Here is a 20,143-nt window from a genome sequence, read left to right on the forward strand (position 1 = left end):
GAGCGACGACCGGATACGCGGAGTCGGTATCGCGGAAACCGGAGTCGAAGCCGCGTTACTCTGCGGGCGCGGCGGTCTGGGCTTTCACTTCTTCGAGGTCGACGTCCTTCTCTAGCAGCAGTTCCTTCTTGTCTGCGACCTGTCGCTCCTCGCGGATGAGCTTCTTGAACTTCGACTGCTGGGAGAGGTCCCCGATGAGCACGCCGCCGACCAACTGCCCGTCCTCGAAGGCCAGTCGGCGCCACTCGCTGTCGGAGTACTTCCGTTCGGCCTCGTCGTCGCCGCGGGCCGGGTGACCGAAGGAGAGGAACGGGAAGTCGAAGTGGGTGATGGAGTACGAGGAGACCCAGCGGAAGGCGTCGGCCTCGTCGTCGGCGACCATGTTCGTGCCGGCGACCGAGCCCTGCTCTTTCGCGGAGCCCCACGCGCCGTTCTGGGCCTGCGCGTCGAGGATGGTGTCGTAGAACTGGGTGATGTCACCCGCGGCGTAGACGTCCTCGACGTTGGTCTGCATGTACTCGTCGACGACGATACCGTCGTCGAGTTCGACGCCGGAACCGCCGAGGAACTCCGTGTTGAAGTCCAGTCCGATGGCGACGCCGGCCCACTCGCCCTCGTACTCCTCGCCGTTCGGGTCGACGGCACCGGTGACGTGGCCGTCGTCGTCGACGGTGAAGTGGTCGACGCCGGAGTCGAAGACGGGTTCGACGCCGTTCTCTCGCAGGGCCTCGTGGATAATCTCCGCGCCGTCCTCCGAGAGCGCGTAGCGCCACCAGCGGTTGCCCCGCATGAGGTACTTCGCGTCGATGCCCTGTGCGGCACAGACGGCGGCGAGGTCGATGCCGAGCAGGCCGGCGCCGACGATGATGCCCTGATCGGCCTCTTCGGCGTGTTCGGCGATGCCGCGGGCGTCCTGGAACGTCCAGAAGTGGTGGATGCCGTCGGCGTCGCTGTTCTCGACGGGGACCTGTGCGGGGGTGCCGCCCGTGGCCACGAGGAGCTTGTCGTACTCGTAGGTCGTCCCGCTGTGGGTGTTGACCTCGTGGGCGTCGGGGTCGATGTCGGTCACGTGGGTGTTTAGCTGGAGGTCGATGTCCCGCTCGTCGTACCACTCGGGCTCGTGGATGGAGATGGGCGCCTCGGGGAGTTTCCCCTTCGCGAACTCCTTGATGAGGATGCGGTTGTACAGGGCTTCGCCCTCGTCGGTGATGACGGTGACGTCTGCGTCTGGGTCTTCCTCGCGGATCGTCTCGGCCGCGGACGCTCCCGCGATACCGTCTCCGATTATCACGTGCGACGTGCTCATGTTCGGTGGGTAGGAAATCGGGCTTAATGTGGATTGCTATCTCCGTATCGACCGTGATACCTCGCCCGAACTGGCCGAAATCCGGGGGTAGTCGGGGCATTGAAGGCGTTCGCGCCCCAAGCACGGGTGATGAAACTCCGTCAGAACGTCAAACACTTCGCGGCCAAACAGGCGCTGACGCTCCCAGTGGTCGGTGACAAAGTCAACGACCGGTTGGTCGACCTCCACACGAACGTGTTCGCCGAGAAGGCCGACCCGGCCCGGGCCGACGAACGCCGGCCCCACTTAGACGACTTCTTCGACGCGACGATGAACACCTACGTCGCGGCCCTGGAGGCGGGCTATCCGGAGGCCGAGGCCCGCGAGATAACCCACGTTCAGGCCAACTTCGATTTCTACAACCACGGCTGGACGGAGATGATGGAGTTCCCCAGCGACGAACTCGAAGTGCACTACGAGCGATACGACGAGTTCTTCGAACGCTACGACATCACCATCGACGACCCACTCGGGAAGTTCAGACCGGCCGACGGCATCACGGAGGCCCCCTCGACGCCCGAGAAACTCGAGGACCCGGACCACCCACACGCTGTGGGCGGGTTCGCCGACGACGTCTACGTCGAGACGGCCGACGGGGAGGTGGTCGTCGGCGGGCAGGACGAACCCGAAGAGGTCGACCCCGCCGAGGCCCCCGGCGTGGACGACGAGACCGCGGACTGAGGCCCCTCGCGTCGGTCGGTCAACTTCTGTCGCAGATCGAACGCCGCCAGCACCGCGACCAGCGCCCCGTCGTGGTACCCCGCGACGGCGAACACGTGGCTGCCCGGACGGACAAGAAGTGGGGGCCTCAGTCGGTGGTCGGCGTCGCGCGGTCGGTCGCGGCGTCCGCGCGGCCGTCGATGCGGTCGGCACACTCGTAGCCCGCGACGACGCCGCCGTTGAGCGAGCGCTCCGGGTACTGCGCCTTCGAGGCCATCCCGGCGTAGTAGACGCCCTCGGCCACCGCGTCGCCGAGGTCGTAGGGGACGACCATGTCGACGTAGCCGCGCTCGTAGATTGGCGCAGTGCGGGGGTTCCGAGCGGTACGGACCCAGTTGACCGACTCGCGGTCGAACTCGGGGAAGAGGTTCTCGATGCCCGAGAGCCACGTCTCACGGACCTCGTCGTCGTCCTGTTGCCAGACGTCCTCCTCGGGGGACTGGATGTAGCGGGCGACGTACAGCAGGTGTTCGCCGCCGTAGCGCTCGGCCGGGACGAAGTTGGTGTGCTCGATGAGCGCGCCGAAGGGGGCCTCGTCGGCGATGTTGAGCCAGTAGGTGTCCATCAGGGACTCGTCCATGCTGACGACCGAACACACCGTCCCTTGGAAGTCGATGTCACAGGGGTAGCCGGTGAGGTCTTCGAGGACGTTCGGCATCGTCGCGACGACGACGCTGTCCACGTCGTGGGTCGTCGTCTCGCCGTCGCGCTCGGCGGTCAGTCCGGTTACCGCCCCGTCGGCGGTGTCGATGTCCGTCACGCGCGTACCCGTCTCGATGTTCTCGCGGCCGACGGCCTCGACGAGGGCGTCCAGCAGACGACCGAACCCGCCGTCGAGATAGCCCAGCACCTCGCCTTTCAAGATATCTCGCTCCCCGCGGAACTTGATGCGACCCAGTAGCCACGCCGCGCTCACGTCGTCTTTCCGGTCGCCGAACTTCGCGTCAAGCAGCGGTTCGAAGAACGTCTCGTAGACGTTCTGCGTGGTGTGTTCCCGGGCGAACTGCTCGACGGGGACGTCCTCGAAGTCCTCTAGCCGCTCGTAGGTGTCGAAGGAGGGGACGCCGCCGCGCACGTCGATATCGAGCGTGAGCATCCCCAGACGGAACTTATCGTAGAGGCTCCAGTGGGGGAAGGAGAGAATCTCCCACGGCTTGTCCATCGGGTGGACGACGCCGTCGACGTAGTAGGCGTTCTTGCCGATGCGCCACTCGACGTCCTCGCCCAGCCCCAGTTCCTCGGCGAGTTCGACGATGGTCTCCTCGGACTTCGAGAGGTGGTGATAGAACTTTTCGATGGGGTCTCCCGCCGTCTCGTACACCGCCGCCAGACCGCCGAGGTCGTCGCTCGCCTCGAACACGCGGACCTCGTGGCCGCGTTGCTGGAGGCGGTACGCCGCAGAGAGTCCCGCGATGCCGCCGCCGACGACGCCGATCATACGCGAGAGTATCAGTCGTCGTGGGATTTACTTTGTGCTTCGGCGACCGGGCCGTTCGTGGTCTCCGTATCGGCCCGCGGCGACTCCGTTTCGGCTCGCTCGCTCGTCCGCTGGAACTCGAGGATAGCGACGGTCCCGGTCGGGTCGTTGTCCTCGAACCAGACTTTCCCCCCGTAGAGGCCCATCATCACGGAGACGAAGTAGAGACCGAACCCGCCGCCCGTCTGGTTCGGAGTGAGCGTGCGCTCGAACATCGTCGCCTTCAGGTCGTCGGAGATGCCCGGCCCGTCGTCGGCGATACGGAGCTGGACCCAGTCGCCCGCCTTCTGTGTCGTGATGGTGACGTGCGGGACGCCTTCGTTGTGTTCGACGGCGTTCTCGACGACACTCAACAGTACCTCTTCGGCGAGTTCGTTCGCCAGCACTCGCTCGTCGTTGACGTCGACGCCGATCGTCGCGGCTGGCCACTCGTTGCTGACTGTCTGTGCCACGCGCCGGAGTATCTCCCCCAGTTCGATCACTTCCAGTCGCTCGCTCTCGCTCGCGGTCACCGTCTCGTTGATGTCTCGAATCGTCTCGCTGGTCGCTGCGAGTTTCTCACACCACGCCGTGATGCTGTCGAGGTGTCGCTGCTGGTCCGCGGGGACGTGGTCGTGGAGGTGTTCCGAGCGGCCACGGATTACCAGCAGCCCGTTTCGCAGCGAGTGTCTGAGAACGCCGTTGAAGAACTCTATCTGTTCTGTTCGTCGCTGGACGGCGGTGCGACTCTCGCGGAGTTCCCGCTCCCGGGCGACCTGATCGAGTGCGACCTGTGTCGTCCGAGCGAGTATCTCGGCGTACTGCTTGTCCTCCGGCGCGTACGTCTGCTCCTCGGAGCCGATGGCGACGACACCGTGATCGCCGATCGGGACCATGAGCGCCGTCTTCAGTTTGCCGACTCCACTGCCCTCGAAGGAGACGATTCGGCGCTCACCAGTCTCGTAGGTCTGCCAGAGGTTGTCGTCGGGCATCTCTTCGGGGTCGACGTACAGCAACTCCTCGTCGACGTAGTCTTCCACCTGATCGCTGACGGCGGTCGGTTCGAGGTGGCCCTCGTCGTTACAGAGGAAGACACCGGCGGCGTTCTGATCGAGGACGCGCGTCGCGAATTCGACGGTCAGACGAGCGACGGTCTCGGGCTGGTTGGCCTCGATGAAGTGTCTCGTCGCCGTCTGGAGCGCTTCGAGTCGGTCTTGCCGGCGTTGCTGTCCCGTCACGTCACGCAACAGGACGAGCCGTCCCCGGACCGTCCCGCGCTGGTCAGTGATGGTGCGCGTCTGTGGGTCGAAATAGGCGGTACGCTGCCCAACCGTGAGGACGCCGCCCTGATTGATTTTCTCGAGGAGCCCCGGTGCGACGTCGTCCACGTCGGCCCCCTCGATGTCCTCGCCGTCGGCTATCACCGTTGCGGCGGCCGGGTTGTAGTCGATAATCGTCTCGTGGCGGTCCAAGACGAGGACGGGGTCGGGAAGTTCGTCGACCACCAGGTCGCCGGCGAGGGGTGCGACGGAGAGGAAGTCATAGCGAAACAGGGCGATGCCGACGAGGAAGCCGTTGAACGCGAAGGTGAGCGGTGCGACGTTGAGCCCCGGATGTGGCGTCACCCCGAAGACGAACAGGATGTGGACTCCGGCGGTGACCAGACCGGCGACGAGGACTACGAACGTCTGTTTGCGGTGAAGGTTTCGCGTCCGGAGGAGGAACTCCCCGAGGAGTCCGTACCCCACGGCGATGAGCGAGAGAGAGACGGCGGTCTGTGCAGTGTACACCGGCCCGGTCTGGCCGACGAAGAACGTCTGTCCGTCGACGGTCGAGAGCGTCACGTCGGCGACGACGAGGCCGTGAAGCGGGTTCGTCAGCGCCAGCACGGCGTACGTAGACGGGACGAGCAATATCGCCCCCATCCAGGCAGGTGTGAGCCACGTCCGCCGACCCGTATATACCAGCGCGAACACGACCCAGAGACCGACTATCAGGCCGGAGGCGGCTCGTATCGCGAGAAACAGGGCCATCGCGACGGCCGAGTCGGTCGTGACGACCCACGCCGCACCGAGGAAACACCAGCCAGCGGCGGCGGCCATCAACCACCCGAACGGGACGGCCCCGGCGACCGAGCGATTGCGCCAGGCGGCACCGGCGAGCCCTGCACTGATGACTCCCCCGACTACGCTCCCCACCGCCACGGCGATTCCGACCTCGACTGCCATCCCCTATCTACCGGTACCACCGCATTCCGGGATTTATTGTTTTGGGCCGCGTTCTCAATCGTGAGAGTCGAACGACGGGTCGCTGTGGCGGTCCGCTACCTTTTTGACCACACTGGAAAAATTCGCAGGCATGCTCACCGTCCGGGCACCGGCCACGAGCGCGAATCTCGGCAGTGGCTTCGACGTCTTCGGCGTCGCGCTGGAACGGCCCGCCGACGTCGTCCGCCTCTCGAAGGCCGACCGGACGACTATCGACGTGACCGGTGCCGGGAGCCAGTTCATCCCCGAGGACCCGGAGAAGAACACCGTCGGCGCCGTCGCCGAGGCGCTGGAGGCCCCCGCACACATCGAGATAGACAAGGGCGTCCGTCCGGCGTCGGGACTGGGGTCGTCGGCCGCGAGCGCCGCCGCCGCGGCCGTCGGCCTCAACGAACTGTACGACCGCGGCTACTCCCGGGAGGAACTGGTCCCCATCGCCGCGAAGGGCGAGGCCGTCGTCTCCGGCGACGCCCACGACGACAACGTCGCGCCCTCCATCATGGGCGGCTTTACCATCGCCACGGAGTCGGGCGTGCGGCAGGTCGACGCCTCGATACCGCTGGTCGCCTGTCTCCCCGACATCGTCGTCTCCACCCGCGACGCTCGGCGCGTCGTCCCGGAGAGCGCCCGCGTCGATCAACTGGTCGAGACCGTCGGTAACGCCGCGACGCTGACGACCGGGATGCACCGGGACGACCCGGAACTCGTCGGCGAGGGGATGCACGACACCGTCGTCACGCCCGCCCGGGCGAAACTCATCGACGGCTACGAGTCGGTCCGCGAGGCCGCACTCGACGCCGGCGCGACGGGCGTCACCATCTCCGGGGCCGGCCCGACGGTCATCGCCGCCTGCGAGGACGCCGACCAGCGGGCCATCGCCAGCGCGATGCTCGACACCTTCGGCGACCGGGGCATCGACGCGCGGGCGTACCAGACCCGCATCGGTCGTGGCGCGCAGATATTCTGAGCTACAACAGGCCGAGGTCGCGTTCGGTCGGCGTCTCTTCGACGGCCGTCCCGCAGTCGGGACAGCGTTCCATCTCGCTGACGATGAACGTCTTCTCACACTCCGGGCACGTCCGGAGCGACGACGCGTCCTCCGGCGAATCTGTCGACCGCCCCGCGTCCCGTCCCGGCCCGCCGACCAGCGACTTGAGTCGCTCGCTGAGTTTGTGACTCATTGTCATGTATGGCTGGCGACTGGGTGTATATGTCTTTTGGCCAACAGTTGGGGTGGGTGGTGTCGTCGCCGATCGTTTCGGGTGAGCAACTAAGTCGCCGTCGGACGGACGTGTGGTATGAACGTTCTCCTCACGGGCGCGAACGGCACCGTCGGGACGGCCATCACCGACCACCTCGGCGACCGCTACGAGTTCACCCGTCTCGACATCGAATCGGGTGAGGGGACAGACGCCGTCGCCGACGTGCGCGACTACGACGCCGTCCGACCCCACTTCGACGGGCAGGACGCCGTCGTCCACCTCGCGCTGACGCCCGGCACCGGCGGCCCCGATGACCGCTCGCTGGCGTGGTCCGAACCGCTCGCAGACAACCTCGAAGGCATCCACAACGTCACCGACGCGGCCGTCGACGCCGGCCTCGACAGCCTCGTCTTCGCCTCCTCGAACCACGCCGTCGGGATGGTCGAGGTCCGAAACGCGCCCGAGGTGTACCACGACACGGGTATCCGCGCGGGCCACGACGAACCCCACCGACCGGACTCCCGGTACGGACTCACCAAGAGCTACGGCGAGGATCTTGGCCGTCTGGCCGCCGAAGCCCACGGTATCCGGTTCTACGGTCTCCGCATCGGCGCGGTCAGAGACCCCGAGTTCGACCACCCGTACGGCGACGCCGAACGGGGCGTCGAGACGGGCCGCTGGGACCGCGGGAGCGACGCCTACGAGGAGCAGGTCGCTCGGATGAAAGGGCTCTGGCAGTCACGGCGCGACCTCGCCACTATGGTCGCGTGCTGTCTGGACGACGACTCGGTCGAGTGGGACCACTTCTACGGCGTCAGCGGCAACGACCGACGCTGGCTGGACGACCTAGAGTATGCCCGCGAGACCATCGGCTACGACCCACAGGACAACGGCGAGGCGTGGGACGAGCCACCGGCCTGAGTAGCAGCGACCGGGCACACACACTCTTTGTGGTGGCCCGTGCGACAGTCGATATGGACTACACTATCGTCCTCTGTGACAACAAGACGGTCGACCCGACGACGCAGTCGGAGATTCTAGAGGCCGCGGGCGCGACCATCGAACTGCTGGACGAGAAGACCGACGCCGCCGTCACCGAGGCCGTACAGGGCGCCCACGGTATCATCGTGGACGCGGCGACGCCGGTCACGGCTACGGCGCTCTCGGGTACCGACACGCTGCAGGTCGTCGGGCGGGCCGGCATCGGCGTCGACAACATCGACGTCGACGCGGCCGCCGAGAACGGGATCACCGTCGTCAACGTCCCCGACTACTGTCTCGACGAGGTGTCGACGCACGCGCTCTCGCTGTTGCTGGCCTGCGTGCGAGCGATACCCCACTACGACCGCGAGATCTCCGAGGGGACGTGGGACTGGCGGACCGGCCGCCCGCTCCACCGGATGCGGGGTCGAACACTCGGCCTCGCCGGATTCGGTGCCATCGCCCGTCGTCTGGCGTCGAAACTCCGCGCCTACCAACTGGATGTCGTCGCCTACGACCCGAACGTCGACGCGGCGACGATGCGGGACTACGGCGTCGAGAAGGTACCGTTCGACGCGATGCTGGACCGTCTCGACTACCTCTCGATCCACGCCCCCCTGTTCGAGGAGACCCGCCATATGTTCTCGACCGCGGAGTTCGAACGGCTCGAAGCGGCCATCGTCGTCAACACCGCCCGCGGCCCGGTCGTCGACGAGGACGCCCTCGTGTCGGCCCTAAACGACGGGTCCGTCGCGAAAGCGGGGCTAGACGTGCGGGCCGAGGAACCACCGGGCCCGGACGACCCGCTCGCGGGCCGGGACGACGTAATCTGTACGCCCCACGTCGGCTGGTACTCCGAAGAGAGTCGGACCGATCTCTCGCGCGGCGTCGCGAGCGACGTCGCTGCCGTCTTGCGGGGCGAGGACCCGACGAATCCGATAGACCCCGAGACGGCGTGGATATGAGTCGGCGGGTTACCCGCTCTGTACGTACTCGTTTCGCGTGTCGTTCAGCACTTCCTCCGCGTGGCCCGACGGGTCGGCCATGTCCGGGTCGTAGACAGCCTTGACCTCGCCGTTGGACAGCACGAACGTCCGTCGGTCGGTCCACCCCGAACTGACGTCGAGGCCGAACGCCTCCGCGACGGTCCCGTCGGGGTCGGCCAGCAGGTCATAGCGGAGCCCTTCCTCTTCGGCGAACTCGTCGTGTGTCTGGACACCGTCCATCGAGACGCCATAGACCGTGACGTCGACTTCGCGGAACTGCGGGAGCACGTCCTGAAACTCCCGTGCTTCGATGGTACACCCGCCGGTGAAGTCCTCGGGGTAGAAGTACACGACCGTCGGGTCGTCGAACTTCGGCGTCACCGTCTCGCCGGACTGGTTCGGAGCGCTCACGTCGGGTGCTGGGTCGCCTGCTTCGAGCATATCCGGTTCCTGGGCGGCCGCAGTTTTACGGATTTGGGTCGGGGCAGTCCGCCACGCGAGGGCCACGAGCGACTGCCCAGTCGGTCCCGGGCCGGGCGCGTTTGGACAACCATTTAACGAGCGCGGGTGAACCCGCGTCCATGTCGAACCCACGAATCCTGATTCTCGGACCGCCGGGCGCCGGCAAAGGCACACAGAGCGTCAACCTCGCCGACACCTACGGTGTCGAGCACATCACGACGGGCGACGCCCTGCGGGCGAACAAGGACATGGACATCAGCGACATGGACACCGAGTACGACACGCCGCGGGAGTACATGGAGGCCGGTGACCTCGTCCCCGACGCCGTCGTCAACGCCATCGTCGACGAGGCGCTCTCCCAAGCCGACGGGTTCGTGCTGGACGGCTACCCCCGAAATCTGGAGCAGGCCGAGGAACTCGAAGGCATGACCGATCTCGACGTGATTCTCTCGCTCGACGTCTCCCGCGAGGAACTCGTCGACCGCCTGACCGGCCGCCGCGTGTGTGACGACTGTGGCGCGAACTACCACGTCGAGTTCAGCCCGCCCGAAGCGGAGGGCGTCTGTGACGAGTGTGGCGGCGACCTGATCCAGCGCGAGGACGACAACGAGGAGTCGGTGCGCAACCGACTGGACGTCTTCGACGAGAACACCGCGCCGGTCATCGCCCACTACGAGGACCACGAGGGCTTCGTCGCCATCGACGGCGAGCAGACCCCCGACGAGGTCTGGGACGACATCGAGAACGCGGTCGACGAACACGCAGAATAAACGTTGATAAGTCGTCACTGCTGAACACAGTACAATGGCACGCACCGCGCCGAAGGTAGAACGACTCGCCGACGAGGGCGAAGCAATGACCGACGCACTCGCAGCGGTCCTCTCCGTCGCCGAGGAGAAAGGGACCGTCACGTGGAGTGACGTCAGCGACGACATCACCAGCGGCGAGTGGGGACGACTCATCGAGTCCGGCCTCCTCGTCGACGCCGACGGCGAGGGGTTCGTCGTCGACGACCCGGAAGGCGTCCACGAAGCGCTCGAAGAGGCCGACGCCGCCCCCGCAGAGGACGACGACGACGGCAGTTGGTCCACGTGGGACAAACTGGCCGGCCTCGCGACGCTCGGCCTCTTCGCCGGGTACTCGCTCACCTCCGTCCGTGACGCCATCGGCGGCGTCATCGACATCGCGCTGGGACCGCTCGCGGAAACCGTCCCGTTCTACGTCGTCATCCTCGTACTGGCCGTGTTCACGGGCTCTACGTCCTCGATTCTGCAGGACCAGTTGATGGACATGTCCGGGATGGGCGACCATCAAGAGAAGATGCAGGACCTCAAAGAGCGCCGCGAGGCCGCGAAGGAACGCGGCGACGACGAGGCGCTGGACCGCCTCGAAGAGGAACAGATGGAACTGATGACCGACCAGATGGGCATGTTCAAACAGCAGTTCCGCCCGATGGTCTGGATCATGCTCATCAACATCCCCATCTTCCTGTGGCTCTACTGGATGGTGTTCGGCGCCGGGATGTCCCTGGAGGCACCGGTCGTCACGTTCCCGATACTCGGTGACGTCGGCTCGTGGCAAGAGGGCGCCGCCGGGCCGCTGCAGGCGTGGATCCTCTGGTACTTCCTGTGCTCGCTGTCGTTCACCCAGATCATCCGGAAGGCGCTGAACGTCGAGACGACGCCGACCGGTAGCTAACCCGTTCGCGACGGGGTCGGTTCTCCGTCGCCTCGGCGCTACACCGACTCCGTATCCAGCACACGTTGGTTCAGCCGCGCGAAACGGCGTTCAGGGACTCCGCCGACGGCACACTACGAAGCGACCGGGACGTTCTCCCGGCCGAGACCGGCGGACTCTGGGCGACGACTGCGACCGATCGCTGGTGCTGTCCAGGGTGTGCCTGTGCTATCGGGTTCTTAGTCCTCGGTAACGTTGGTGCAGTAATTATTATGAGGCTCACTCAGAGAACGAAACTGACGATTCAGCAGTTGAAAGTTACACTTCTCGTGGACACGAGAGCGAATGCTATCGTCAATTTCCATGTGACGGCGACCAGAAGATTCGTGCGTTAGCCCGCGAATATGATGTTCGTTCGCTCATCAAGCACCGAGAGTTTTCGTCACTCCACAAGGCGTGGAACGCTCGGTTGGACGCCGGCCTCTACGGCCAACGTAGTCAGAACGAGACGGTGAACTCCCGTCTTAAACGGAAATATGGCACATTCGTCCGCTCACGACACTGGTGGAAGTAGTTCCGTGAACTCGTTGTCGGCTGTCTCACTCACAACCTTGACTAAGCACTTTGAACGTTCAATATAGGCGAATCACCGTCTTTTGGCTAAATGAGTCTTTAACCAATCAATTGATATTACTATCTAAGGGTCACACACTGATTTATGGAAAAAGGTCTCCTCTATGGTTTTCTTGCGATTGTCGTTGTGATTGTGGGTACGACAGGAATTCTTCTTGGAGTAGAAATCTCGTCAAACCAACCACACCTTCGTGAAGCACCGTCTCCGCCACCCGCAATTAACGATTCATCTGCTCTCAGGTACGCTGAAAAACTTGAAAAGACGCAGTTACACAACCGAATCCTAAATAATACGTCACCTGATCGAATCGAGATTGGTTGTAATAGCCGTTCAGTAGTCAGTACACCAGAAAAGCAGTATGTTTTCGTTCAGTGTGCCGCAACAACATACGACGACGGTTCAGTCTCCGATGGCGCTCCCCATACGGTGCTGTATCGAATCAGTCCGACGGGGCACACCCGTGTGGAACAACGAGGCAAGCGGGCTGAATCAGTGCAGTCCGATACTACATCATCGCGAGAGTTCCAGCCAGTCCCACTTTTGATTTACAATCTCGGAGAGAGGAATTCCAAGTTCGACATCACCGTCACGGTAGTGAATTCCTCTACCGGTATCGCAGGAACGGAATATACAGAGTCCGTTGAGTCTGAGCGTGGGTTGTTCCTCGATACAGTCTTTACAACTCCAGGGGAGTATCGAGTCAAAGCGAGGACTGCGGAGTCTGTCACAACTGACACGTGGACTCTCGATAACGACCGTCAACGACTGATGATTTTAGCCGGGCCGAATGGACTCCGAATTGAAGCAACAAGAGTACCTTGAGCAATCGTAACTAACGGCAAAACCATCGGGAAAGGTGTCGAATCAATAGGATTCCAACGGAGCCAAATCCGCCGATATTTCTAACCAGTCACGGTAGCCAAACGGAACTAGATATTGCATTTCTAATTGCAGGTCTTCTACAGAGATCACTCGAGAGTGCAATTCCTAGACTAGAGATCTCAGAAACGCCACCGATCCACACACTATCCTCTTTGAATAATTGCGCGAACAATATGAACAACAGAACCATGAAACCCAGTTGCAGTATTGCATAACGCAACGCATTCTGCCCAGGCGTCGCGCCCGACGGCGTCCTCACGCCTCGCGACTGGTGTGGTAGCGCTTCAGAACGCAACTGTCTCGACGAGCGTTGCGACCGCTTTCGACGTGACACGGGTAGCTCGAAGACACAACTCCTTTTATCGCCACCTTCGGAGAGTAGCTATGTTGATCACCGTCTCTGGTCCCGCTGGCAGCGGGAAGAGCACGCTCGCGAAGAGTCTCGCCGACGCCCTCTCCTACGACCACGTCAGCGGCGGCGACATCTTCCGCTCGCTGGCCGAGGAACGCGGGATGACGCCGCTGGAACTGAACAAGGCCGCCGAGGAGGACGACCAGATAGACCGCGACCTCGACCGACGACTCCGGGACATCGCCGCCGAGCGGGACGACCTCGTGTTGGAATCTCGCCTCGCTGGCTGGATGGCCGGGGAATACGCCGACATCAAACTCTGGCTCACCGCGCCACTCGACGTCCGTGCCGACCGCATCGCCCAGCGCGAGAACAAGCCCTTCGAGCAAGCCCGCACGGAGACCAGAGAGCGCGGCGAGAGCGAGGCCCAGCGCTACAGCGACTACTACGACATCGACTTCGACGACCTCTCTATCTACGACCTCTCGGTCAACACCGCCCGCTGGGACCCGCAGGGCGTCTTGAGCGTCTCGCTTCACGCCATCGACTCCTACCGTCCGGAGGGCGACGAGGGGAAAGCACCCATCGAGGACATCCGGTACGAGTTCTGATTCGATGACGCTCCGTGGCCCACCCGACGACCGCGACGTCGACGCCCTGCTCTCCTTTGGCGTCGTCAACCTCGATAAGCCCCCCGGCCCCTCCGCCCATCAGGTCGCCGCGTGGGTCCGGGACGCCACCGGACAGGACCGGGTGGCCCACGGCGGCACGCTCGACCCGAAGGTCACGGGCTGTCTCCCGATTCTGCTCGGCGACGCCGCCCGCGCGGCCCGCGTCTTCGACGAGGCTATCAAGGAGTACGTCGCCGTGTTGGAACTCCACGACCGCGCTCCCGCGGACTTCGGGACCGTCGTCGCCGAGTTCGAGGGCGACATCTACCAGAAACCACCGCGCAAGAGCGCCGTCAAGCGGCAACTGCGGACCCGACGGATTCACGACCTCGACGTTCTCGAACGCGAGGACCGCCGGGCGCTCCTTCGCGTGCGCTGTGCCTCGGGGACCTACATCCGCAAACTGTGTCACGACATCGGACTGGCGCTCGGGACGGGCGCACACATGGGCGACCTGCGCCGGACCGCCACAGGCACCTTCGACGACGCCGACCTCGTGACGATGCACGACCTCGTCGACGCCCTCGCCGTCGCCGAGGCTGGCGAGACGCCGCCGCTCCGCGAAGTGGTCCAGCCAGCGGAACGCGCTCTCGTCGCGCTTCCAGCGGTGACGATCGCCCCCAGCGCTGCCCGTGCGGTGGCCGACGGCGCGCCGGTGTACGCCCCCGGTGTCATCGGCGTCGGTCCCGCCGAGGTCGGAGGTGCCACGCCGGAGGAAGGGACCCTCGTCGCCTGCTACACGCCGGACGGCGCGGCCGTCTGTCTCGGCACGCTGGTCGGGGACCCCGAGACCGACGCCGGGACCGTCGTCGAACTCGAACGCGTCCTCGTCTGACGCCTCGAATCTGACCGATAAGCCGGTCTTACCACGCGAATGGCGGCCGGCGGTGCCGGTAATTTCCGAGTTACCTACTGCGTGGTCCCCGCCTAGATGCCGATGGGAGTATCGACGGGGCACGCAGCAGTCGTCATCGCCAACGGATCACCGGGAAGTATCGCCGCCGTCCGCTCGCTGGGTCGGCGCGGGGTCGATACGATCGTCGCGTCGGACCTCACCGCGCCACCGAGTGCCCGCTCGCGCCACTGCGACGAGTTCGTCCCGCTTCCGGAGCCGACAGACCCCGACGACTACGCGGCGGCGCTCCTCTCGCTGGCTCGTCGGCCCGACGTCCGAACTATCCTCCCCGGGCGCGAACAGGACATCTTCGTCCTCGCGAGCCACCGCGACGCGTTCGCCGACCACGTGACACCGTTCTGGCCGGACTTCGAGACGGTCCGGGAGACACACGACCGGTTGTCGCTGTTCGCGACGGCGGCGGCGACCGACGCCCCAATCCCGACGACCGAACCGCTGGACGCGGTCACGGACTGGTCCGGCGAGCGTATCGTCAAGTCGCGGTACGCGCTGCTGACGGACGCGTACGACCGAGCTATCCCCTCACGCGACCTGCACAAGCCGCCGTCGACGGTGTACCTCGAACCGGGCCAGACACCCGACCGACAGGCGCTCGTCGAGCGAATGGAACACGTGCCGGTCACACAGTCGTACGTCGGGGGAACGGAGTACTCCTTCCGGGCGCTGTACGATCACGGCGACCCGGTGCTGACGAGCCAGATTCGCCAGCACCGCGGCTACAAGTACACCGGCGGCGCCAGCGTCTACCGGGAGTCCATCTTCGACCCGCGTCTCGAACGGTCCGGACGCGCGCTGCTGGACGCACTCGACTGGCACGGCCCTGCGGAAGTGGAGTTCCGTCGCCCGGCAGACGGCGACGAGTACCTCCTGATGGAGGTCAACCCGCGGCTCTGGGCCTCGCTGTCCTGTGACATTCGCGCCGGGGTCGACTATCCGTGGGTGCTCTGGCGCCTCGCCGGCGACGACCCGGTGCCCGAGACCACCGACTACGAGACGGGCGTCGGGACGCACCTCCTCCGTGGTGAGGTGTCCTATCTCTACAGCCTCTGGACACACGACTGCCCACTGGTCGACCCGCCCAGTCCATCGACGGCGATCCGGAACCTCATCGCGTCGTTCCGCCGCCACCCCGACTGTGACTACTTCTCGCCGTCGGACCCGTGGCCGTTCGTCCGCGACGTCCGTCTGGCCATCCGGTCCCACCTTCCGTGACCGCGCCACACCCCACCACGGCGCCGCCGAAGCGAAGCCCTTAATTAAAACACCCTCCTCCTCCCGAGTGCGGGACCGTGGGGTAGCGGTATCCTCTGCCGATGGGGTCGGTAGGACCTGAGTTCGAATCTCGGCGGTCCCACTCCAAATTTACTCAGACGCCAACATCTGTACGCTCAGCGTTGTTTCTCCGTAGCTCGGATCGGAATCAGAACATGTCGTATATCTCTCCGGCGAAGAATTCGGCGTTTTCGTGGCCGTGATACCGAATCTGTTCAGTTTCTCTATCGTAGTCGACCCAGCCTCTGCTGGTGAGTTTCGGTAGATGGGTGTGATGGAGTTGTACCCGTACCTGCTTGCGGCATTGGTCTGGAACTCGATTCTCGATATAGGTCACCAGTTCGGCTACTTCCGCAGTATCCTCTTCGAGACAGTCCTCGAAATAGTGGATTATTTCGCGCCGAACGTGATGGCTCAAGGTGTCTAAGAGGTCGTTTATCGCGGGGGCCTTGTTCGGATAGCAGTCCTGAAGCGACATCTGGATGGCGTGATTTTACAACCACGGTGATAAACGCTCCGACCGTTAACTAGTAACACGATTGTACTCTGTTATAGGACCCGCATATCTCACCTCTCCGCCTGCTGCGGTTTCATTCGAGTGGGACATCGGGAATCCGATGTCGCGCCCGACGCAGTCCGTTCGAGGGCGAAGCCGTCGCAGTTCGAGGCTGGAGCGGGGCTCCATCTGGCCGATACGCTCGGAGAGCAATACGGCAGCGGTACGGGTCGACGATGCCGATCTCGGGGGTCGTGTTCGACGCCGAACTCCGGAGCGGCGTCAGTCCCCGACGAGAGACGCGTCGTTGCCGAGGTACCTGACAGGCAAGTCGTCGTCGGTAGCCCGAAAACGTCGTGCGGCACTCGCCCGCTGTAGTCTGCGAGCGGCAGCTGTCAGTTCGTGTGTGTCGACGGCGGCCGAATCGGGACGTGGGAGCCGAGCTATCGCCGCGTGATTTCGATGAGGCCGCGCTGTATCGCGTCCTCGAACCGCTCGTCTAAGCGCATCGACTCCCAGTCTTCGGGAAGTTCGTCGTCGGGAAGCGAGTTCAGGGAGTCGACGAGCGAGCGATGGAGAAAGCGGCCGTTCCGGCCGCACTCGTCACAGGTCCGGATGATGGACCGGATTTCGAACGGGCGCTCGACCGTCGTTTGGCAGTTCGAACAGACGTACGTCTCGGACACGAGACGGGATTGTACCTCCACCCATTCGTGTGTTGTGACTCGCGGGCGGGTCGTCCGGTGCTCACACGTTTGATTCCACCAAGCAGATGTCAGAACTCATTTATAACCCCGGCCTGATTGAGACGCTGGGGTTACCACAGATGATCTCTGGTACGGGGGTAAGATCCCTGCTGTTGCAGACTGGAATCGGACCGATAGATGCGATCATCGGTCTGTTCGTGAGTATCGTACTCGGAATCGTGAACTTCGCCGCGCAGGTCTTGCCGACGGTGTTGCTGGCGCTGCTCGTCCTCGGCGTGGGATACGTCGTCGCCGACCGTCTCGACACGTTCGTCTTCGAGTGGGCCCTCGAAAACGACGTCGACGGAAAGGCCGGTGACACACCGGCGAGCGCAGTGGTCGCGGACGAGGACGGCGTCGCCACCGCCGCCGGGCAGTTGGTTCGGTATCTGGTGCTGGTGGTGGCCGTCGTGGCCGCGATTCGCGTCCTGAATCTCTCTGAACTGCAGGAACTGCTCGACATCGTCATCGGCTACGTGCCGAACGTCGTCGCGGCGGCCGTGTTACTGGTCGTCGGGTTCGGTGTGGGGCGCATCGTCCGGTCGCTGGTGCCGGGACTCGTCGACCGGACAGCCCTCGGCGACTCGTTCCCGACGACGCACTTCGGCCGCGTCGTCGACGCCGATGGGGGAACCGTCGGTCGACTCGCCGGCATCGCCGTCGAGTACTACGTCTATCTCGTGACGCTGTACGTCGTCGCGGCCACGCTGGCAATCGGGTCGGTCGCCGGGGTACTCGGTGCCGCCGTCAGTTACGTCCCGACACTGCTCGGTGCGCTGGTGTTGCTCCTGCTGGGGGCCATCGTCGCCGACTACGTCGGGACCGTGGTCCGCGGCGTCGACGAAGTCGCGGACTCGCCGTTCGAGTCCCTCGTCACCGGCGGTGTGCAGGCCGTCGTCTACCTGTTCACCGTCGTCATCGCACTGGACGTCGCGGGCGTCGACGCGACCCTTCTGGGACTGCTGTTGCTCGCGGTCGTGCTCCCTGTTGGACTGGCGTTCGCGCTGGCCTTTGGCCTCTCGGTGGGCTACGGCGGGCAGGACTACGTCGAGCAGTACCTCGGCACCGACGAAGCCGCGGAGTAAGGCGCTGCCTTCGAGGACGGCCGGTTCGGCCGTCGATTCGACCGGCGCCGACCACCGTTCTTGCAGTCTTCTCGATAGACCGACCGAGAGCACCGCGTTCGTGACCGCGTCGGTCACGCTGTCGACGCCCGACGAAGCGCCGGAAAAACGAGGCTCGGTTTCGCTCGCCGACTCAGTCCCACTTCGCGCCGGGGTTCGTCACGGCGCCGTTGGCCGCAGAGCCGAAGTCGCGGTGGTACTTCGCCAGCACGCCGTTCGTGTAGGTCGGTTCGGGGTCGTCGCGGTCGGCAAGTCGCTGTTCGATTTCCTCGTCGGAGAGGTCGATCGACAGTTCGTGGTCGTCGATGTCGATGGTGATGGTGTCGCCGTCTTCGAGGGCGGCGATGGGGCCGCCGACGAAGGCTTCGGGGGCGACGTGACCGATCGAGAAGCCACGCGTCGCGCCGGAGAAGCGCCCGTCGGTCAGTAGCGCCACGTCATCGGAGTGGCCCTGTCCGGCGACGGCGGAGGTGACGCCCAGCATCTCGCGCATACCGGGGCCGCCGCGGGGCCCCTCGTTGCGGATGACGATGGCGTCACCGGTCTCGATGTTCCCCTCCTGTACGTACTGCATGGCGCTCGACTCCTCCTCGAAGACGCGGACCGGCCCCTCGTGGTGGAGGTGGTCCTCGCCGGTAATCTTGATGACCGCGCCGTCGGGCGCGAGGTTGCCCGAGAGGATGCGGATGGCCCCGCGCTCGTGGATGGGGTCGTCGACGGGGTAGAGGTAGTCGACGTCCAGTTCGTCGATGCGCGGCGGGTCGACGGCTTCGAGTTCCTCGGCCATCGTGTTGCCGGTCACCGTCAGCGCGTCGCCGTGGAGGAGGTCGGCATCGAGCAGGGCCTTCAGCACCACGGGAACGCCGCCGACCTCGTGGAGGTCGTTCATCACGCGCTCGCCGCCGGGCTGGAGATCCGCAATCTTGGGGGTGCGGGCGCTGATCTCGTTGAACCGCTCGATGTCGAGGTCGACGCCGGCCTCGGCGGCCAGCGCCAGCAGGTGGAGGACGGCGTTGGTCGACCCGCCGACGGCCACCTGTAGCGCGATGGCGTTCTCGAAGCTCTCGATGGTGAGGAAGTCGGAGGGGCGTCGGTCGTTCTCGACGACGTCGAGGACGAGTTCGCCGCTCTCGCGGGCCACGTCGTAGCGCGACTCGTGTTCGGCCGGCGGGGAGGCACTGCCCAGCGGTGCGAACCCGAGTGCTTCGGAGATGGAGGCCATCGTGTTCGCGGTGAACATCCCGCCACAGGACCCGGCCCCGGGACAGGCGTTGCGCTCCATCTCGTCGAGTTCGTCCTCGGACATGTCGCCGTCGGCGACGGCACCGACGCCCTCGAAGACGTTCTGGATGGTTATCTCACGGCCGCCGTGCTCGCCGGGCATGATAGAACCGCCGTAGAGGAAGACGCTCGGGAGGTCCGTGCGGATGGAGGCCATCATCATCCCGGGCATGTTCTTATCACAGCCACCGATGGTGACGAGGCCGTCCATGCGCTCGCCGAACGAGACGAGTTCGACGGAGTCGGCGATGACCTCCCGGGAGATGAGCGAGGCCTTCATCCCTTCGGTCCCCATCGAGATGGCGTCGGAGATGGTGATGGTCCCGAACTCGATGGGCATCCCGCCGGCGTCGTCGATACCTTCGTAGGCGGCGTCGGCGACGTCGTCTAAGTGGACGTTACACGGCGTGATGTCGGCGGCGGGGTTGGCGACGCCGACCATCGGCGAAGCGAGGTCCTCGTCGTCGTAGCCCATCGCGCGGAACATCGCCCGGTGGGGGGCTTTCTCGATGCCCTCGGTGACTTCGTTACTCCGGAGGTCCGGGTCCTTCTCCCCGGGCTCTGCCGCGTCGTCGTGTTCCTGCTGGCTCATACTTCGAGCATGGCAACGGGGCATCTTAAGCGCCTTGTACTAATGATAGCGTTCCTCACGTCCCCGTGGTGAATCCGGCCG

The 20,143-nt window shown here is 64.7% G+C and carries 18 protein-coding genes, 1 tRNA gene and 1 pseudogene; 12 read left to right on the top strand and 8 right to left on the bottom strand.

Annotated elements, in window-relative coordinates; all coding sequences use genetic code 11:
• Nucleotides 1-55 precede the first annotated feature (55 nt).
• The gene (locus IEY28_RS09680) at nucleotides 56-1,306 is read right to left on the bottom strand and encodes an NAD(P)/FAD-dependent oxidoreductase (RefSeq protein WP_188996765.1); all 1,251 of its coding nucleotides are present in this window, start codon (nucleotides 1,304-1,306) and stop codon (nucleotides 56-58) included.
• Nucleotides 1,307-1,435: 129 nt separating this feature from the next.
• Here IEY28_RS09680 and IEY28_RS09685 point away from each other — a divergent pair, with 129 nt between their 5' ends.
• On the top strand, nucleotides 1,436-2,026 hold the full coding sequence (locus IEY28_RS09685) for a DUF6149 family protein (RefSeq protein WP_188996767.1): 591 nt from the start codon (nucleotides 1,436-1,438) through the stop codon (nucleotides 2,024-2,026).
• Nucleotides 2,027-2,153: 127 nt separating this feature from the next.
• Here the strand turns inward: IEY28_RS09685 and IEY28_RS09690 are convergent, their stop codons facing one another.
• Complete coding sequence (locus IEY28_RS09690; protein WP_188996769.1) at nucleotides 2,154-3,503, bottom strand: NAD(P)/FAD-dependent oxidoreductase; 1,350 nt, start codon at nucleotides 3,501-3,503, stop codon at nucleotides 2,154-2,156.
• Between the two features lie 11 nt (nucleotides 3,504-3,514).
• Nucleotides 3,515-5,749 (bottom strand): sensor histidine kinase, encoded by a 2,235-nt coding sequence (locus tag IEY28_RS09695; protein WP_188996771.1) that lies wholly within the window; start codon nucleotides 5,747-5,749, stop codon nucleotides 3,515-3,517.
• A 130-nt stretch (nucleotides 5,750-5,879) separates the two neighbouring features.
• Between IEY28_RS09695 and IEY28_RS09700 the strand changes: the two genes are divergently transcribed.
• A complete protein-coding gene (locus IEY28_RS09700; RefSeq protein WP_188996773.1) occupies nucleotides 5,880-6,755 on the top strand; it encodes a homoserine kinase in 876 nt (291 codons plus the stop codon).
• A 1-nt stretch (nucleotide 6,756) separates the two neighbouring features.
• On the opposite strand, the gene IEY28_RS09705 is transcribed toward IEY28_RS09700, so the two are convergent.
• Complete coding sequence (locus IEY28_RS09705; protein WP_166972009.1) at nucleotides 6,757-6,969, bottom strand: hypothetical protein; 213 nt, start codon at nucleotides 6,967-6,969, stop codon at nucleotides 6,757-6,759.
• A gap of 117 nt (nucleotides 6,970-7,086) precedes the next feature.
• Between IEY28_RS09705 and IEY28_RS09710 the strand changes: the two genes are divergently transcribed.
• Entirely contained in the window at nucleotides 7,087-7,911 is an 825-nt protein-coding gene (locus IEY28_RS09710) for an NAD-dependent epimerase/dehydratase family protein (protein WP_188996775.1), read from the top strand.
• A gap of 53 nt (nucleotides 7,912-7,964) precedes the next feature.
• On the top strand, nucleotides 7,965-8,936 hold the full coding sequence (locus IEY28_RS09715; protein ID WP_188996777.1) for a C-terminal binding protein: 972 nt from the start codon (nucleotides 7,965-7,967) through the stop codon (nucleotides 8,934-8,936).
• A 9-nt stretch (nucleotides 8,937-8,945) separates the two neighbouring features.
• Here the strand turns inward: IEY28_RS09715 and IEY28_RS09720 are convergent, their stop codons facing one another.
• The gene (locus tag IEY28_RS09720) at nucleotides 8,946-9,398 is read right to left on the bottom strand and encodes a peroxiredoxin (RefSeq protein ID WP_188996779.1); all 453 of its coding nucleotides are present in this window, start codon (nucleotides 9,396-9,398) and stop codon (nucleotides 8,946-8,948) included.
• Between the two features lie 140 nt (nucleotides 9,399-9,538).
• Between IEY28_RS09720 and IEY28_RS09725 the strand changes: the two genes are divergently transcribed.
• From IEY28_RS09725 to IEY28_RS09755, 7 genes and pseudogenes are all read left to right on the top strand, one after another.
• The gene (locus IEY28_RS09725) at nucleotides 9,539-10,189 is read left to right on the top strand and encodes an adenylate kinase (protein WP_188996781.1); all 651 of its coding nucleotides are present in this window, start codon (nucleotides 9,539-9,541) and stop codon (nucleotides 10,187-10,189) included.
• A 34-nt stretch (nucleotides 10,190-10,223) separates the two neighbouring features.
• Entirely contained in the window at nucleotides 10,224-11,117 is an 894-nt protein-coding gene (locus tag IEY28_RS09730; protein WP_188996783.1) for a DUF106 domain-containing protein, read from the top strand.
• Between the two features lie 260 nt (nucleotides 11,118-11,377).
• Nucleotides 11,378-11,670, top strand: a pseudogene (locus IEY28_RS09735) (IS5/IS1182 family transposase); the annotation flags it as partial.
• A 1,326-nt stretch (nucleotides 11,671-12,996) separates the two neighbouring features.
• On the top strand, nucleotides 12,997-13,575 hold the full coding sequence (gene cmk, locus IEY28_RS09740; protein WP_166971999.1) for a (d)CMP kinase: 579 nt from the start codon (nucleotides 12,997-12,999) through the stop codon (nucleotides 13,573-13,575).
• Nucleotides 13,576-13,579: 4 nt separating this feature from the next.
• Nucleotides 13,580-14,470, top strand: coding sequence for an RNA-guided pseudouridylation complex pseudouridine synthase subunit Cbf5 (locus IEY28_RS09745; protein WP_188996785.1), 891 nt, complete (start codon nucleotides 13,580-13,582; stop codon nucleotides 14,468-14,470).
• A gap of 102 nt (nucleotides 14,471-14,572) precedes the next feature.
• Entirely contained in the window at nucleotides 14,573-15,763 is a 1,191-nt protein-coding gene (locus IEY28_RS09750; protein WP_220639392.1) for a carboxylate--amine ligase, read from the top strand.
• A gap of 71 nt (nucleotides 15,764-15,834) precedes the next feature.
• A tRNA-Pro gene (locus IEY28_RS09755) sits at nucleotides 15,835-15,905 on the top strand.
• A 66-nt stretch (nucleotides 15,906-15,971) separates the two neighbouring features.
• Here IEY28_RS09755 and IEY28_RS09760 read toward each other — a convergent pair.
• Together IEY28_RS09760 and IEY28_RS09765 are read right to left on the bottom strand one after the other, a co-directional pair.
• Complete coding sequence (locus IEY28_RS09760; protein ID WP_188996789.1) at nucleotides 15,972-16,301, bottom strand: DUF7344 domain-containing protein; 330 nt, start codon at nucleotides 16,299-16,301, stop codon at nucleotides 15,972-15,974.
• 461 nt (nucleotides 16,302-16,762) lie between these two features.
• Nucleotides 16,763-17,005 (bottom strand): hypothetical protein, encoded by a 243-nt coding sequence (locus IEY28_RS09765; RefSeq protein ID WP_166971990.1) that lies wholly within the window; start codon nucleotides 17,003-17,005, stop codon nucleotides 16,763-16,765.
• A gap of 218 nt (nucleotides 17,006-17,223) precedes the next feature.
• On the opposite strand from IEY28_RS09765, the gene IEY28_RS09770 reads away from it, so the two are divergent.
• Nucleotides 17,224-18,150, top strand: a complete 927-nt coding sequence (locus IEY28_RS09770; protein WP_188996790.1) for a mechanosensitive ion channel family protein — start codon at nucleotides 17,224-17,226, stop codon at nucleotides 18,148-18,150.
• Nucleotides 18,151-18,322: 172 nt separating this feature from the next.
• Here the strand turns inward: IEY28_RS09770 and ilvD are convergent, their stop codons facing one another.
• Nucleotides 18,323-20,062, bottom strand: a complete 1,740-nt coding sequence (ilvD, locus tag IEY28_RS09775; RefSeq protein ID WP_188996792.1) for a dihydroxy-acid dehydratase — start codon at nucleotides 20,060-20,062, stop codon at nucleotides 18,323-18,325.
• Nucleotides 20,063-20,143: the final 81 nt, after the last annotated feature.

The sequence above is a fragment of the Haloarcula pellucida genome (assembly GCF_014647235.1).
Classification (GTDB): Archaea; Halobacteriota; Halobacteria; order Halobacteriales; family Haloarculaceae; genus Haloarcula; species Haloarcula pellucida.

Bases quoted from the DNA above. Each gene is read 5' to 3' on its own strand.
- IEY28_RS09745 (WP_188996785.1), top strand. From the start codon at position 13,580: ATGACGCTCCGTGGCCCACCCGACGACCGCGACGTCGACGCCCTGCTC.
- IEY28_RS09695 (WP_188996771.1), bottom strand. From the start codon at position 5,749: ATGGCAGTCGAGGTCGGAATCGCCGTGGCGGTGGGGAGCGTAGTCGGG.
- ilvD (WP_188996792.1), bottom strand. From the start codon at position 20,062: ATGAGCCAGCAGGAACACGACGACGCGGCAGAGCCCGGGGAGAAGGAC.
- IEY28_RS09715 (WP_188996777.1), top strand. From the start codon at position 7,965: ATGGACTACACTATCGTCCTCTGTGACAACAAGACGGTCGACCCGACG.
- IEY28_RS09725 (WP_188996781.1), top strand. From the start codon at position 9,539: ATGTCGAACCCACGAATCCTGATTCTCGGACCGCCGGGCGCCGGCAAA.
- IEY28_RS09710 (WP_188996775.1), top strand. From the start codon at position 7,087: ATGAACGTTCTCCTCACGGGCGCGAACGGCACCGTCGGGACGGCCATC.
- IEY28_RS09760 (WP_188996789.1), bottom strand. From the start codon at position 16,301: ATGTCGCTTCAGGACTGCTATCCGAACAAGGCCCCCGCGATAAACGAC.
- IEY28_RS09750 (WP_220639392.1), top strand. From the start codon at position 14,573: ATGGGAGTATCGACGGGGCACGCAGCAGTCGTCATCGCCAACGGATCA.
- IEY28_RS09720 (WP_188996779.1), bottom strand. From the start codon at position 9,398: ATGCTCGAAGCAGGCGACCCAGCACCCGACGTGAGCGCTCCGAACCAG.
- IEY28_RS09700 (WP_188996773.1), top strand. From the start codon at position 5,880: ATGCTCACCGTCCGGGCACCGGCCACGAGCGCGAATCTCGGCAGTGGC.
- cmk (WP_166971999.1), top strand. From the start codon at position 12,997: ATGTTGATCACCGTCTCTGGTCCCGCTGGCAGCGGGAAGAGCACGCTC.
- IEY28_RS09730 (WP_188996783.1), top strand. From the start codon at position 10,224: ATGGCACGCACCGCGCCGAAGGTAGAACGACTCGCCGACGAGGGCGAA.
- IEY28_RS09705 (WP_166972009.1), bottom strand. From the start codon at position 6,969: ATGAGTCACAAACTCAGCGAGCGACTCAAGTCGCTGGTCGGCGGGCCG.
- IEY28_RS09685 (WP_188996767.1), top strand. From the start codon at position 1,436: ATGAAACTCCGTCAGAACGTCAAACACTTCGCGGCCAAACAGGCGCTG.
- IEY28_RS09680 (WP_188996765.1), bottom strand. From the start codon at position 1,306: ATGAGCACGTCGCACGTGATAATCGGAGACGGTATCGCGGGAGCGTCC.
- IEY28_RS09690 (WP_188996769.1), bottom strand. From the start codon at position 3,503: ATGATCGGCGTCGTCGGCGGCGGCATCGCGGGACTCTCTGCGGCGTAC.